The organism is Streptomyces antioxidans, assembly GCF_000968685.2.
Taxonomy (GTDB): domain Bacteria; phylum Actinomycetota; class Actinomycetes; order Streptomycetales; family Streptomycetaceae; genus Streptomyces; species Streptomyces antioxidans.
The window spans coordinates 178,071-192,526 of sequence record NZ_LAKD02000049.1 but is presented as its reverse complement, the minus strand read 5'-3'; the positions used below and the strand labels follow the sequence as shown (position 1 = coordinate 192,526).

Annotated in this window: 10 protein-coding genes; 7 read left to right on the top strand and 3 right to left on the bottom strand. The window is 71.4% G+C overall.

The genetic code is table 11. The features are described from left to right. The first annotated feature begins 2 nt into the window (after window positions 1-2). The 5 genes from pcaB (at window position 3) to VT50_RS20230 (ending at window position 5,984) form a co-directional block, all read left to right on the top strand. Window positions 3-1,271 (top strand): 3-carboxy-cis,cis-muconate cycloisomerase, encoded by a 1,269-nt coding sequence (gene pcaB / locus VT50_RS20250; RefSeq protein WP_053048729.1) that lies wholly within the window; start codon window positions 3-5, stop codon window positions 1,269-1,271. A 293-nt stretch (window positions 1,272-1,564) separates the two neighbouring features. Then, window positions 1,565-2,788 carry a bifunctional 3-oxoadipate enol-lactonase/4-carboxymuconolactone decarboxylase PcaDC gene (gene pcaDC / locus VT50_RS20245; protein WP_046086740.1) on the top strand — a complete coding sequence of 408 codons (1,224 nt, stop codon included), beginning with the start codon at window positions 1,565-1,567 and terminating at the stop codon, window positions 2,786-2,788. Between the two features lie 117 nt (window positions 2,789-2,905). Then, entirely contained in the window at window positions 2,906-4,168 is a 1,263-nt protein-coding gene (locus tag VT50_RS20240; RefSeq protein WP_046086741.1) for an ABC transporter substrate-binding protein, read from the top strand. Continuing rightward, on the top strand, window positions 4,168-5,094 hold the full coding sequence (locus VT50_RS20235; RefSeq protein ID WP_046086742.1) for a carbohydrate ABC transporter permease: 927 nt from the start codon (window positions 4,168-4,170) through the stop codon (window positions 5,092-5,094). Before VT50_RS20240 ends, VT50_RS20235 begins: the two co-directional genes overlap by 1 nt. Then, window positions 5,094-5,984: a carbohydrate ABC transporter permease gene (locus tag VT50_RS20230; RefSeq protein WP_046086743.1), complete on the top strand. Its 891-nt coding sequence runs from the start codon at window positions 5,094-5,096 to the stop codon at window positions 5,982-5,984. The genes VT50_RS20235 and VT50_RS20230 overlap by 1 nt, the downstream gene beginning before the upstream one ends. Window positions 5,985-6,041: 57 nt before the next feature. Here the strand turns inward: VT50_RS20230 and VT50_RS20225 are convergent, their stop codons facing one another. Beyond that, window positions 6,042-6,743, bottom strand: coding sequence for a FadR/GntR family transcriptional regulator (locus tag VT50_RS20225; protein WP_046086744.1), 702 nt, complete (start codon window positions 6,741-6,743; stop codon window positions 6,042-6,044). Between the two features lie 224 nt (window positions 6,744-6,967). On the opposite strand from VT50_RS20225, the gene VT50_RS20220 reads away from it, so the two are divergent. Both VT50_RS20220 and VT50_RS20215 read left to right on the top strand, forming a co-directional pair. Continuing rightward, on the top strand, window positions 6,968-8,119 hold the full coding sequence (locus tag VT50_RS20220; RefSeq protein ID WP_078840743.1) for an aminotransferase class V-fold PLP-dependent enzyme: 1,152 nt from the start codon (window positions 6,968-6,970) through the stop codon (window positions 8,117-8,119). 82 nt (window positions 8,120-8,201) lie between these two features. Next, complete coding sequence (locus VT50_RS20215) at window positions 8,202-9,743, top strand: APC family permease (RefSeq protein ID WP_046086745.1); 1,542 nt, start codon at window positions 8,202-8,204, stop codon at window positions 9,741-9,743. Here VT50_RS20215 and VT50_RS20210 read toward each other — a convergent pair. Then, a complete protein-coding gene (locus tag VT50_RS20210) occupies window positions 9,729-10,844 on the bottom strand; it encodes an ArsR/SmtB family transcription factor (RefSeq protein ID WP_053048594.1) in 1,116 nt (371 codons plus the stop codon). The two genes, VT50_RS20215 and VT50_RS20210, sit on opposite strands and share 15 nt — an antisense overlap. A 429-nt stretch (window positions 10,845-11,273) precedes the next feature. Beyond that, window positions 11,274-14,000, bottom strand: coding sequence for a pyruvate, phosphate dikinase (gene ppdK / locus VT50_RS20205; RefSeq protein ID WP_046086746.1), 2,727 nt, complete (start codon window positions 13,998-14,000; stop codon window positions 11,274-11,276). Window positions 14,001-14,456 lie beyond the last annotated feature (456 nt).

The following is a 14,456-nucleotide window of genomic DNA, read 5'->3' as shown; positions in this document are numbered from 1 at the left end:
ACGTGGGGCTGCTGGCACCGGTGCGGACCGGGTCGGCGGTGGAGGCCGCCACGGGCGACCCGGCGTTCCTGCAGGCCATGCTGGACGCGGAGGCCGCGCTGGCACGGGTGGTGGCACCGGCCGGGGCGGCGCAGGCGGTGGCGGCCGCGGCCCGCGCCGAGCTGTACGACGTACGTGATCTGGCGCTGCGCGCCCGCTCCGGGGGCAACCCGGTCATCCCGCTGGTCGCCGATCTCACGGCGGCGGTGGCCCGTACGGACGCCGAGGCCGGGTCGTACGTCCACCGAGGCGCGACCAGCCAGGACATCGTGGACACGGCCACGATGCTGGTGGCCGCGCGGGCGCTGCCGCTGATCGTGGCCGATCTGGAGCGTACGGCGGCGGAGCTGGCGCGGCTCGCCGCCGCGCACCGCGACACCCCGATGCCCGGTCGCACCCTCACCCAGCACGCCGTGCCCACCACGTTCGGGCTGAAAGCGGCGGGCTGGCGGGCGCTCGTCCTGGACGCCCGCGACCGGCTCGCTGCGCTCCGGCCGCCCGCCCAACTGGGCGGTGCGGCGGGCACGTTGGCCGCCTTCGACGGCGGGGTTCGGCTGCTGGGCCGGTTCGCCGAGGAGACCGGTCTCGCCGAGCCCGACGTGCCCTGGCACACCCTGCGCACCCCCATCGCCGACCTGGGCACCGCGCTCGCCTCCGCCGTGGGGGCGCTGGGGAAGGTGGCGGCGGATGTGCTGGTGCTCTCGCGGACGGAGATCGGGGAAGTGGCGGAGGGGGCGGGGGGCGGCTCGTCCGCGATGCCTCACAAGTCGAACCCCGTGCGCGCCACGGTGATGGCCGCCGCGGCCCGTCAGGCCCCGGGGCATGCCGCCACCCTGCTCGGCTCGCTCGCCGCGGAGGACGAACGGCCCGGTGGGGCGTGGCACGCGGAGTGGCAGCCGCTGCGGGAGCTGTTGCGGCTCGCGGGGGGCTCCGCCCGGGATGCCGTGGAACTCGCCTCCGGGCTGCGGGTCTTTCCTGACCGGATGGCGGCGAACCTGGGGCTGACGGAGGGGCTGATCGTCAGCGAGCGCCTGATCGCGGCGCTTGAGCCGGGGGTGGGCCGGGCCCGTGCGAAGGGGCTGCTGGCGGAGGCGGCTCGGGAGGGGAGGGGGCTGGCCGAGGCGCTGTCGGGCGTCCTGCCGCCTGATCGCGCGCGCGAGCTGCTGGACCCTGCCACGTATGTGGGCGCGGCCTCGGCCCTGGTGGAACGTGCGCTGTCCCGCCGTGGGTAACCGCCTCCGGCGGCCCAGTCCCCACCCCGCCCCTTCCCGAACCGGGGGACACCCCCAGCCCCCCACCTGTGGGGGCTCCGCCCCCACACCCCCGCCGGGGTTCCGCCCCGAACCCCGCTCCTCAATCGCCGGAGGGGCTGGATTTGGCCCGCGCTGTGGGCCATCGTTCTGCCCGGTGTCCGGGGGCGGAGCCCATGGTCCGGGAAGGGGCGGGGTGGGGGAAGGCCACCGGCCCCAGGGACAGCGCAGCCACCCTGCCGCACCACACCAAACACCCCCGGAGCAGCCAGCCCATGACCGACACCCCTCCGCACCACGCCCTCAGCGGACCCCCCACCGCCCCGCCCCTCGTCCTCGGTTCCTCCCTCGGGACCTCCCTCGCCGTCTGGGAGCCGCAGCTCGCCGCGCTCGCCCGGGGCCATCGCGTACTGCGCTGGGATCTGCCCGGCCACGGCGGATCCCCCGCCTCGGCGTTGCCCTCGGACGGCTCGGCCACCATCGACGATCTCGCCGCCCTCGTGCTGCGGCTCGCCGACGATCAGGGGTGGGAGCGGTTCGCGTACGCGGGGATCTCGATCGGCGGCGCGGTCGGGCTGCACCTCGCCGCGCACCACCCCGACCGGATCAGCAGTCTGTCCGCCGTCTGCTCCTCGGCCCGCTTCGGGGATGCCGCCGTCTGGCGTGAGCGGGCCGCGCTCGTACGGGCCGAGGGGACGGAGGCGATGGTGGCGAGCCGCCCCGGCACCTGGTTCTCGCACGACTTCGCCCACACGCCCCTCGGCGCCGCGCTGATCGGGGATCTGCGGGCCACCGACCGTGCGGGCTACGCCGCCTGCTGCGACGTGCTCGCCGGGTACGACATGACGGCCGACCTGGCGAAGATCACGGCGCCCACCCTCGTGGTGGCCGGTCGCGACGACCCCGCGACCCCGCCCTCCCACGCCCGCCGCATCGCCGACGCCGTGCCCGGCGCGAGCTTGCTGGAGGTGGCCGGGGCGGCGCATCTCGCGGGCGTGGAGCGCCCGGAGGCGGTCACCGGGGCGCTGCTCGCCCACCTCAACGGCCCGGCGGCACCCCCACGCGACGACGCCGCACGCCACGCCGCCGGGATGGCGGTGCGCCGGGCCGTGCTCGGGGTCGCGCACGTGGAGCGCGCTGTGGCCCGTACGACCCCGTTCACCGCCCGCTTCCAGGACTTCATCACCCGCTACGCCTGGGGCGAGATCTGGACCGGCGACGGGCTGGACCGGCGGACCCGCAGCTGTATCACCCTCACCGCGCTCATCGCCCACGGCCATGACGCCGAACTGGCCATGCACATCCGGGCCGCGCTCACCAACGGGCTCACCCGTGAGGAGATCGGCGAGGTACTGCTCCAGTCCGCGATCTACTGCGGCGTCCCGGCCGCCAACTCGGCCTTCGCCACCGCCCAGCGCGTCTTCGACGACATCGACGGCACCGACGGCACCGACGGCACCGACGCCGACTCTGCGTCACATTCCGATACCGAAAGGTGACATCCTCCCGCAACAACTCTGTCGCAATCCGCCTCCATCGTTGATCGTTGAGTCGTACGGAGTCCGGGAGCCCGGGAGCCCGGGACTCCGAGACCGGGAGACGAGGGGGCGCACGCCATGTCCATGAGCCGCCGAAGGCTGCTGGGTGCGGGCGGAGGGCTGGCCCTCACGAGCGCGCTCGCCTCCGCCTGTGGGTCCAACACCGGGCGGGACGGCGATGACCACGCCGGTCAGCCGGTGATCGAGCAGTGGTACCACCAGTACGGCGAGCCCGGCACCGAACAGGCCGTCAGGCGCTACGCCGACGCGTATCAGAAGGCGAACGTCCAGGTCCAGTGGCGGCCGGGCAACTACGACCAGCAGACCGCCGCCGCGCTGCTCACCAAGTCCGGCCCGGATGTCTTCGAGGGCGGCCCGACGCTGGACCAGATCCAGGGCGGCCAGGTGGTCGACCTCACCGACCTCCTCGCCGAGGCCAAGGACGACTTCAACCCGGCCGTGCTCGCCCCGAAGACGTACCGGGGCAAGATCTGGGGCGTTCCGCAGGTCATCGACACCCAGCTGCTCTACTACCGCAAGAGCCTGCTCAAAGACGCGGGAGTGGAGCCGCCGCGCAGCCTCGACGCGCTGGTCGACGCGGCGAAGGAGCTGACCACCAGGGACGTCAAGGGGCTCTTCCTGGGCAATGACGGCGGCCCCGGCGTGCTCAGCGGCACCCCGCTCAACGCCGCCGGGCTCACCCTGGTCACCGAGGACGGCAAGGTCGGCTTCGACGACCCGGCCGCCGCCCGGACGCTTCTCAAGCTGCGACAGCTCTACGCGGAGAAGTCGCTGCTGCTCGGGGCGCCCTCCGACTGGTCGGACCCGGCCGCGTTCACCCAGGGGCTCACCGCCATGCAGTGGTCCGGGCTGTGGGCGCTGCCGCAGGTGAAGAAGGCGCTGGGGGACGACTTCGGGGTGCTGCCGTTCCCCCGGGACGGGGCGCACGGCGCGCCCGCGGTGCCGGTCGGCGCGTACGGCGCCGCGGTCAGCGCCAGGGCCCGGGACAAGGCGCTGGCCAAGGCGTATGTGAAGTGGCTGTGGGTGGAACGGACCGACTACCAGGAGGACTTCGCACTCCGCTACGGCTTCCACATCCCCGCCCGGATCTCGCTCGCCACGAAGGCGGCCAAGCTGCGGCAGGGCGCGGCCGGTGAGGCGGTGCGCTACGCCACCGACCACGGCCACGCCGAGCCACTGCTGTGGACCTCCGCGAGCAAGACGGCCTATCAGGACGCGCTGAGCCGGATCATCAAGAGCGGGGCCAACCCCGACCGCGAGCTGCGGTCGGTGGTCCGCGAGACCGAGGCCGAGCTGCGGCGCGTCAAGAAGAAGAGCTGATGCGGAAGACGTTCGTCCGCGGGCTTCTGGGCCCGCAGAACCGCCATCTGTGGTTCTGGATATTCGTCGGCCCGTTCGTCCTGGGGCTGACCCTCTTCACCTACGTCCCGCTGGCCTGGAGCGTCTACCTCAGCTTCTTCGACGCCCACAACACCGTCTCGCCCACGGACTTCGTCGGTTTCGACAACTACACGGCGATGCTGGGCGACGGCGCGTTCACCGGCAGCCTGGTGACGTTCCTGGTCTTCACGGCGTTCATCGTCCCGGCGACGTACGCGCTCTCGCTCGCGCTCGCGCTGATGGTCAACCGGCTGCGCTGGGCGCAGGCGTTCTTCCGGTCGGTGTTCTTCCTGCCGGTGGCGTGCTCGTATGTGGTGGCGGCGCTGATCTGGAAGATGTCGATCTTCAACGGGGTGCGCTTCGGTCTTGCCAACACCGTGCTGGACTGGTTCGGCGCCGAGCGGATCGCCTGGCTCTCGACCACGGATCCGCCCTGGTACTGGCTGGTCATCGTGACCGTACGGCTGTGGCTCCAGGCGGGGTTCTACATGGTGCTGTTCCTGGCCGGGCTGCAGCGCATCTCCCCGCGGCTGTACGAGGCGGCGGCCGTGGACGGGGCGCGGCCCGGCTGGCAGGTGTTCCGGCACATCACCTTTCCGCAGCTGCGGGCGACCTCGGTAGCGGTGGTGCTGCTGCTGGTGATCAACGCCTTCCAGGCGTTCGACGAGTTCTACAACCTGCTGTCGGACTCGCGCGGCTATCCGCCCTACGCCCGCCCGCCGCTGGTCTACCTCTACTACACGGCGCTGGGCCAGGAGCAGAACCTGGGCCTGGGCAGTGCGGGCGCGGTGATCCTGGCACTGATCATCGCCGTGGTGACGGTGGTACAGGCCCGCTGGTTCGGCCTGGGCCGGAAGGAGGACTGATGCGATCCCCCTCCCGGGAGGCCCGCGATGCCCGGCGCCGGAACGCCCGCGACGTCCGGGACGCGCTCGTGGGCGTGGGGCGCGCCGTGCGGCTGGTGCTGCTGCTCGCGCTCGCGCTGGTCTTCCTGATCCCGTTCTATCTGCTGGTGCGCAACGGGCTGTCCAGCGAGGCCGACATCACCTCGCCGGACTGGACGTTCTTCCCGGCCGAGCTCCACTGGTCCAACGCCAGCGAGCTGTTCGACGACCCCAATGTGCCGATGGCGCACGCGCTGCTCAACTCCTCGCTGATCGCGGTCCTCACCACCGTGGGCACCCTGCTGCTGGCCTCGCTCGCCGGGTACGGCCTGGCGCGCATCCCGTACGCCTACGCCAATGTGGTCTTCTACTGGATCCTGGGCACCTTGATGGTCCCGGCGGCGGTCACCTTCGTGCCCAGCTTTGTGCTGGTCAGCTCGCTCGGCTGGGTGTCCACGCTGCGCGGTCTGGTGGTGCCCACGCTGTTCAGCGCGGTCGCGGCGTTCATCTTCCGCCAGTACTTCCTGGGCTTTCCCCGGGAGCTGGAGGACGCGGCGCGGGTGGACGGTCTCGGCTACTGGCGTACGTACTGGCGGGTCGTGGTGCCGAACTCCCGGCCGGTGTTCGCCGCGGTGGGCACGATCGTCTTCATCGGCGCCTGGAACTCCTTCCTGTGGCCGCTGGTCATCGGCCAGGACCGGGACGCGTGGACGGTGCAGGTGGCGCTGTCGACGTTCACCACCGCCCAGACCGTCAACCTCCATGAGCTGTTCATGGCGGCGGCGGTGTCGATCGTGCCGCTGCTGGTGGTCTTCCTCGTGCTGCAGCGCTATATCGTCGCGGGCGTCGAGCGCACGGGCATCGATGACTGAGCGCTTCGAGCGCCACGGGCGGCGACGGCTGTGGCCGGTGACCGGGGCCGGTGTGGTTCATCCGGCGGCCGGGCCGTCGTCCGGCAGCGGGGCGTACCGCCGCAGCCAGACCTCGGTCTGGGACAGATGGGCGGTGGCGGCCGCAGCGGCGGCCGCCGGATCGCGGGCGGCCATGGCGTTGATCAGCGCCTCATGGCCGAGGTCGCTGGCCAGCCGGATGGTGTCGGCCTCGGCGGCGCCGTAGATGCTGTAGTGGCTGCCCCGGGCGCGCAGTACGTCGATCAGGGCGGCCAGCGCCTCATTGCCGCTCGCCCCGCAGAGCGTGGAGTGGAACTCCCGGTCCAGCGCGTGCCGTTCGGTCTCGTCCTCGGAGACGGCCAGCCGCTTCTGGAGCCCGCGCAGCCGGGCGACCGTCCGCTCGTCGGCGCGGGCGGCGGCCAGCGCGGCGGCCTGGGCCTCCAGGGGGCGGCGGACGTCGAACAGCTCCAGCAGCCCGTCGAGCGGCAGGACGTCCACGGTGGCGGCGAACCCGGCCAGCATCTGCCCGGGGCGCAGCGCCGATACGAACGTGCCCGAGCCGTGACGGGACTCCAGCAGCCCGAGGGCGGCGAGGGAGCGCACCGCCTCGCGCAGCGAGCCGCGCGAGACGCCGAGCCGGGTGCAGAGCTCGGGCTCTGCGGGGAGCCGCTGCCCGGGCGCCAGCTCACCCTTGGCGATCATGGCGCGGAGTCCGTCCGCCGCCTCGTCGGTCGCGGTCATCCCGCCGCCCCTTCCTGACCGGCTCCGGTCGATTCCTGACCAGCTTTTCAGTCGAGTCATTAGATGACTCCATGCTACCGGTTGGCTTCGTTACCCCCAATTTACGTCGAGCCCCTGTTCAGAATGGCTCCTCCCTCCTACGGTTCCGGGAAGCCCAAAGAAGTCATCGGACAACTACGGCCAAGCCAGCCAGCACGAAGCCAACCAGCACGAGGAAGGGACCCATGACCACCCCGTCGTCGCACTGGACGCTCGACCCCTCGGTCGTCCATCTCAACCACGGCTCGTTCGGCGCCGTGCCGCGCACCGTCCAGGAGGTCCAGCGGGCGCTGCGCGAGGAGATGGAGACCAACCCGGACGCGTGGTTCCGGGAGCTGCCCGAGCGGGTGGGCAGGACGCGCGCCGCCGTGGCGCGGTTCCTGCGGGTCCCGGCGGAGCACACCGCCCTGGTGCCCAACGCCAGCGCCGGGGTGAGCACCGTCCTGGGCTGTCTGCCGCTGCCGCCCGGCGGCGAGGTGCTGCTGACCGACCACGCCTACGGCGCGGTGGCGATGGGCACGGCGCGCGCCGCCGAACGGGCCGGGGCCAGGGTGCGGACGCTGCACATCCCGCTGGAGGCGACCGCCGAGGAGATCACGGCCGTCTTCGCGGGAGCGCTGAGCGAGGCCACCGCGCTGGTGGTCGTGGACCAGATCACCTCGGCCACCGCCCGGCTCTTCCCGGTGGCGGAGATCGCCCGGCTCGCCCGCGCCGCCGGGGCGAAGGTCCTGGTCGACGGCGCCCACGCACCCGGCATGCTGGCCGACCCGGTCGGGCTGGCCGGGGCGGCCGACTTCTGGGTGGGCAATCTGCACAAGTGGTGCTGCACGCCGCGCGGTACGGCGGTGCTGATCGCACGCGGACCCGATGCCCAGGACCTGTGGCCGCTCACCGACTCCTGGGGCGCCCCTGACCCCTTCCCCCAACGCTTCGACGTCCAGGGCACCTTGGACCTCACCGCCTGGCTCGCGGCGCCGCGCTCGCTGGAGTTCATCGAGGAGGCGTACGGCTGGGACGCCGCCCGCGCCCGGATGACCAAACTGGCCGAGGTGGCGCAGGGGCTGCTGGCCGACGCCCTGGGCGCGGACCTGGCCGCCGTCAGGGCCAGCGAGGCCCCGACGATGCGGCTGGTCCCGCTGCCCGCCGGACTCGCCACCGACTACGAGGCCGCGCACGTGCTGCAGCGCCGGATCGCGGCCGACACCGGCTGCGAGACCGCGATCACGACCTGGGACGGGCGGGGCTTCCTGCGGCTCTCGGCCCATCTCTACAACACCGTCTCCGACTACGGGCGACTGGCCGAGCACCTCCCCGGGGTGTTCACGACGCGGTCGTGAACACCCCGCTCACGGCGTAGTCGCCCGTGGGTGCACGTACGGGCCCAGTCGCACGCGGGCCCAGTAAGGAGTGACCACCGCCATGCGCAACAAATCCATCGAAGCGACCATCCAGGACGCGGCGAGCCCGGAGACCCGGCTCGCCCGCGCCCTGGGCCCGCTCCAGCTGACCCTCATGGGCATCGGCGTCACCATCGGCGCGGGCATCTTCGTGCTGACCGGCACGGCGGCCGCGAACTACGCCGGGCCGAGTATCGCGCTCTCCTACACCATCGGCGCGGTCGCCACCGCCCTAGTGGCACTGTGCTACATGGAGTTCGCCAGCACCGTCCCGGTGGCGGGCAGCGCCTACACCTTCGCGTATGTCTCGCTCGGGGAGCTGGTGGCCTGGCTGATCGGCTGGGACCTCATCCTCGATATGACGATGGGCGCGAGCGCGGTGGCCAGTGGCTGGTCGCAGTACGTCACCGACTTCCTGGCCACGTTCGGGATCCACATCCCGGCCTCCGTCTCCGGCCCGGACGCGGCCGTCAACATCCCGGCCGTGCTGGTCATCCTGGTGCTCACCGCCATCCTGGCCTCCGGGGTGCGCACCACCTCCCGGATCAACACGGTGATGACGATGGTGAAGCTCGCGGCCATCGTCATCTTCCTCGTCATCGGGGTGACCCATGTGGACGCGGCCAACTGGTCGCCGTTCATCCCAGCGTCCCAACCGGTGGGCGGCGACGGCGACATGTGGGAGCAGCCGCTGCTGGGTTGGGCCGGTCTTGGCGCGGACGCCACGTTCGGCATGGCCGGGATCCTCACCGGCGGCGCGATCGTCTTCGGCGCGTACTCCGGCTTCGACATCATGGCCAGCAACGCCGAGGAGGCCAAGCGGCCGCAGCGCACCCTGCCCATCGCGCTGCTGTCCACCGTGGCCGTCTGCGCGGTGCTCTACGTGGCCGTCGCGCTGACCGTGACCGGGATGCAGCACTACTCCGAGCTGGACAACGCCGCCCCCATCACCGGCGCGCTGAAGGCGGCGGGCGCGGACTGGGCGGTGCGGATCGTGGGCATCGGCGCGATCTGCGGGCTGACCACGGTCGTGATGATCATGCTGCTGGGGCAGAGCCGGGTGTTCCTCGCGATGAGCCGCGACCGGCTGCTGCCCGAGTGGTTCTCCCATGTCCACCCGGTGACCCGCAGCCCGCGCCGGATCACCTGGACCCTCGGGCTGATGGTCGCGTTCATGACGGCGGTGCTGCCCATCGGGGACCTCGCCGAGCTGGGCAACATCGGCATGCTGACCTCCTTCATCGTCGTCTGCGTGGGCGTGGTGTACCTCCGTCGCTCCCGCCCCGACCTGCCGCGCGGCTTCCGCACCCCGTGGGTGCCGGCCGTCCCCGCCGTCGCGGTGCTGCTGTGTCTGCTGCTGGTGGGCAATCTGCCGCTGATCACCTGGGCGCGGTTCCTGGGCTGGATGGCCGCCGGACTGCTGATCTACCTCTGCTGGGGCCGTCGGCACAGCAAGGTGGCCACCGGCGAACTGGCCGCGGGGGGCACGCCGGGAACGGCCGAGGACCACGACATGGCCGGGGGCCGGGGGGCCTCATCCCGGGGCGCCTCATCCGCGCCCTGAAGGACCCCGCCCGCTCGTGGCGACCGGCGGCAGCGCCGCCGGTACCCCGAAGACCCGCTCCCCCGGCGCCCCGCCCCGCAGCAGCGCCGCCCCCAGCGGGGTCAGCGTGTGCAGGACGGCGCCGCCCTGGCGGAGGGTGTGCACCAGGCCCGCCTCGCGCAGCACACTGGCGTGCTGGCTGGCCGAGGCCAGCGATACGCCCACCCTGCGGGCGAGTTCACTGGTCGTACAGCCGCCGCCGACCTCCAGCAGCACCGCCGAACGGGTCTGCCCGACCAGCTTGCCGAGCGTCCGGGCGGACCCCGACCCGGATCCGGCCCCCGATCCGGATCCGGACGCGGACCCGGCCGCGGACGCCACGGCGGGCCGCTGCTCGGGGCGGGATGTCAGACCGCACCGGGCGTGTTCGACTGGGTAGACCAGCACGGGCGTCAGATCCGGGTTCCGGAAGGTCACCGGCGTCCCCCGGCAGAAGAACGACGGCAGCAGCAGCAACCCCCGCCCCCGCAGCCACAGATCGCGGTCCACCGGATAGTCGACCTCCAGCACGGGCACCCGCCACCGCATCGTCGGCGGCAGCGAGGCCAGCAGCCCATCGGCGCCCCCGTCCAGCAGTGCGCGGCCCCGGGCCACCCGGTCGGCCTCGATCCGGGCCTGGATATGCGGCCAGTACGGGGCGATCGCGGCCTGGTGGTACGCGCGCAGCGTGCTGATCAGCCGGTCCAGCGGTCTCCGCTCGCCCTGCGCCAGATCCCGTATCCACCCCGGGAGCGCCCGGGCCGCCGGAAGCCCGGTCAGCTCCGCGTGCAAGCGCTCACCCGAGATGGCGCGCAGCGCGGACATCGCGGCATCGCAACCGATTACCCCTTCGGCGGGTGTCAGGAAGTCCGGGAAATAACCGCGCGACGGAATGAGCGGCGCAAGCAGCCGCGCTTCGCCGTTGAGTCGGTTTCGCGCCTCGGAACGCCATTTCCCGTATACGCTCTCGGCCCGGTTCTCCCGCAGCCTATGGAAACTTAAAACGGTTTCCCAGAGCGCGTCCGGGCGGACCGCCATCCGCAGCCGGGCCAGATCGAGTTCACTGAAATGAACACGGAGCACCAGACCCCCACACGTGACATTGCGACCGCCCCCCGATCACCGTTGAGTATGCACGCTTACACGTTCAGTCACCACGCCCTTTTGGCCAGATGTGAAACGAGGAGCGGTATCGAGCCCCGCCGAGGAAAGCTGTTCCCAAGAAAACCGGGGGCCGCCGGGAAAAACTTCCCGACAGCCGTCCGGAATTCAACAGGCGGTGCTCAGCGCCAGTTTGCTCGTTCCCGTGGGGGGTGACGAGTACGTTAAGGCGACTGGGCACTTATGTTGCCGCGTCGTAGCCGATGCGCGCGGCAACAGCTCCCGTGGGGGGAGTGAGAGGGGGCGGCACCTCCGCACAAGGTGCCGCCCCCTTTGAGGTCCGGAGCCGATGCCGGGGGTGAGGGTGGGTTCCCGGCGACGGCTCCGGTGGTCTTCTCGGCTGCTACCGGTTCACCGGCCGTTGGCCGCCGCGCGGCCGGCCTCCAAGCGGGCCACGGGGATGCGGAACGGGGAGCAGGAGACGTAGTCCAGTCCCACCTCGTGGAAGAAGTGGACGGACTCCGGGTCACCGCCGTGCTCACCGCAGATGCCGAGCTTGAGGTCGGGGCGGGTGGCGCGGCCCGCGTGGGCGGCGTCGCGGACGAGGGCGCCGACCCCGTCCTTGTCGATGGTCTCGAACGGGCTGACGCCGAAGATGCCCTTCTCCAGGTAGGCGGTGAAGAAGCTGGCCTCGACATCGTCCCGGGAGAAGCCCCAGACGGTCTGGGTGAGGTCATTGGTGCCGAAGGAGAAGAAGTCGGCGGATTCGGCGATCTGGGCGGCGGTCAGCGCGGCGCGCGGCAGCTCGATCATGGTGCCGAGGGTGAGCTTGAGGTTCACGCCCCGGGCCTGTTCGACCTCCGCGATGACCCGCTCGGCCTCCTCGCGGACGATCTCCAGCTCCTGGACCGTGCCGACCAGCGGAATCATGATCTCGGCCCGGGGGTCGCCCTTGGCGTTCCGGCGCTCGGCGGCGGCCTCGGCGATCGCGCGCACCTGCATGGCGAACAGGCCCGGGATGACCAGGCCCAGGCGGACCCCGCGCAGGCCCAGCATCGGGTTCTGCTCATGGAGCCGGTGCACGGCCTGGAGCAGCCGCAGATCGTTCTCGTTGTGGTCCTTGCGGGACTCGGCGAGCGCGACGCGCACCGACAGTTCGGTGATGTCGGGCAGGAACTCGTGGAGCGGCGGGTCGAGCAGCCGGACGGTGACCGGGAGCCCGTCCATGGCCTCGAAGAGCTCGACGAAGTCGTCCTTCTGGAGCGGCATCAGCTCGCCCAGCGCGGTGTCCCGCTCCTCCTCGGTGTGGGCGAGGATCAGCCGCTCGACCTTCTCCCGGCGCTCGCCGAGGAACATGTGCTCGGTGCGGCACAGCCCGATGCCCTGGGCGCCGAACCGGCGGGCGCGGGCGGCGTCCTCGGCGTTGTCCGCGTTGGCCCGTACCCGCAGCCGGCGCACCCGGTCCGCGTACGCCATGATCCGGTGCACCGCGCCCACCAGCTCGTCGGCGTCGTCGGCTCCCGCGTGCATCCGGCCCTCGAAGTACTCCACGACCGGCGAGGGCACGACCGGGACCTCGCCGAGGTAGACCTTGCCGGAGGAGCCGTCGATCGAGACGACGTCGCCCTCCTCGATGACGAGGGCGTCCTTGCCGTCCCGGCCGGGCACCGTCATCCGGCGCCGCTTGGTGTCGACTTCGAGCTCCTCGGCGCCGCACACACAGGTCTTGCCCATGCCGCGGGCGACGACGGCGGCGTGCGAGGTCTTGCCGCCGCGCGAGGTCAGGATGCCCTCCGCGGCGATCATGCCGTCGAGGTCGTCGGGGTTGGTCTCGCGGCGGATGAGGATGACCTTCTCGCCCGAGCGCGACCATTTGACGGCGGTGTACGAGTCGAAGACGGCCTTGCCGACGGCGGCGCCCGGGGACGCGGCGATGCCCCGGCCGATCCTCTGCACGGCGTCGCCGGAGGTCACCTCGTGGTCGAAGCGCGGAAACATCAGCTGCGCGAGCTGTGCCCCGTTGACCCGGCGCAGCGCCTCGGCCTCGTCGATCAGCCCCTGGTCGACCAGCTGGGTGGCGATCCGGAAGGCGGCCCCCGCGGTGCGCTTGCCGACGCGGGTCTGGAGCATCCACAGCTTGCCGCGCTCGATGGTGAACTCGATGTCGCACAGGTCCTTGTAGTGCGTCTCGAGGGTTTCCATGATCTGCAACAGCTGGTCGTAGGACCGCTGGTCGATCCGCTGGAGGTCGGCCAGCGGCACCGTGTTGCGGATGCCCGCGACCACGTCCTCGCCCTGGGCGTTCTGCAGGTAGTCGCCGTAGACGCCCTGGTGGCCGCTGGCCGGGTCGCGGGTGAAGGCGACGCCGGTGCCAGAGTCGGGGCCGAGGTTGCCGAAGACCATGGAGCAGATGTTGACCGCGGTGCCGAGGTCGTGGGGGATGCGCTCCTGGCGGCGGTAGAGCTTGGCGCGGTCGCCGTTCCAGGAGTCGAAGACGGCCCGTACGGCGAGGTCCATCTGCTCGCGCGGTTCCTGCGGGAAGCCCCGGCCGGTCTCCTTGGCGACGATGTTCTTGAACTCGCCGACCAGCTTCTTGAGGTCGGCGGCGTCGAGGTCCACGTCGACGGTGACGCCCTTGGCGTGCTTGGCCTGCTCGATGGCCTCCTCGAAGTGGTCGCCGTCCACGCCGAGCACGGTCTTGCCGAACATCTGGATGAGCCGCCGGTAGGAGTCCCAGGCGAACCGGTCGTCACCCGCCTGCGCGGCGAGCCCGGCCACGGACTGGTCCGAGAGGCCGATGTTGAGGACGGTGTCCATCATCCCGGGCATCGAGAACTTGGCGCCGGACCGTACGGACACGAGGAGGGGGTCGTCCGCCTGGCCGAGCTTCTTGCCCATCTTCGCTTCGAGCGCGTCGAGGTGCGCACTCACCTCGTCGCGCAGGGCCGGGGGCTCCGTGCCGCTGTCCAGGTAGACCTTGCAGGCCTCGGTGGTGATGGTGAAGCCCGGTGGCACGGGGAGACCGAGGTTGGTCATCTCGGCGAGGTTGGCCCCCTTCCCGCCGAGGAGGTCCCTGAGATCCTTGTTGCCCTCGGTGAAGTCGTAAACGAACTTCTGCTGATGTTGTGTTTCCGGCACGGGACTCGATCTCCTCGGCTCGGCTGCCCTGACGGCGGGGAGCGTACCCAGATCAAAGGCCCCTGAGCAGGTCCACTCCACCGTCATACGGCCGTAACCACCCGCCTGCCACGTGTTCGAAAGCGCGGCGCCCGAACGAGGCTCTTATGAGATGCCTTCAAGCCTCGAACACACACCCACCCTCCGCCCGTGATGGATGCTGGGAATTTCACTATACGTAACCGATGGTTCGAGGTGTCGAACATCAAGTGGGTGGCACTGAGTGCCACGCATTGGAGAGGTGAGCACGGCGGGATGCCGTCCTTCACCCCTCAGTGGCCGCTCATCTGAGCGAGGACCCAATCAGAGTGGCGAGAATCACGCCTTGTCATGGACCGTTGTCTCGCCTTTTGGATACAACGAGAGGGGCCACGCTCAGATGAGCGATACGCCGAGCGACACGCCGGAAGGGGTGGC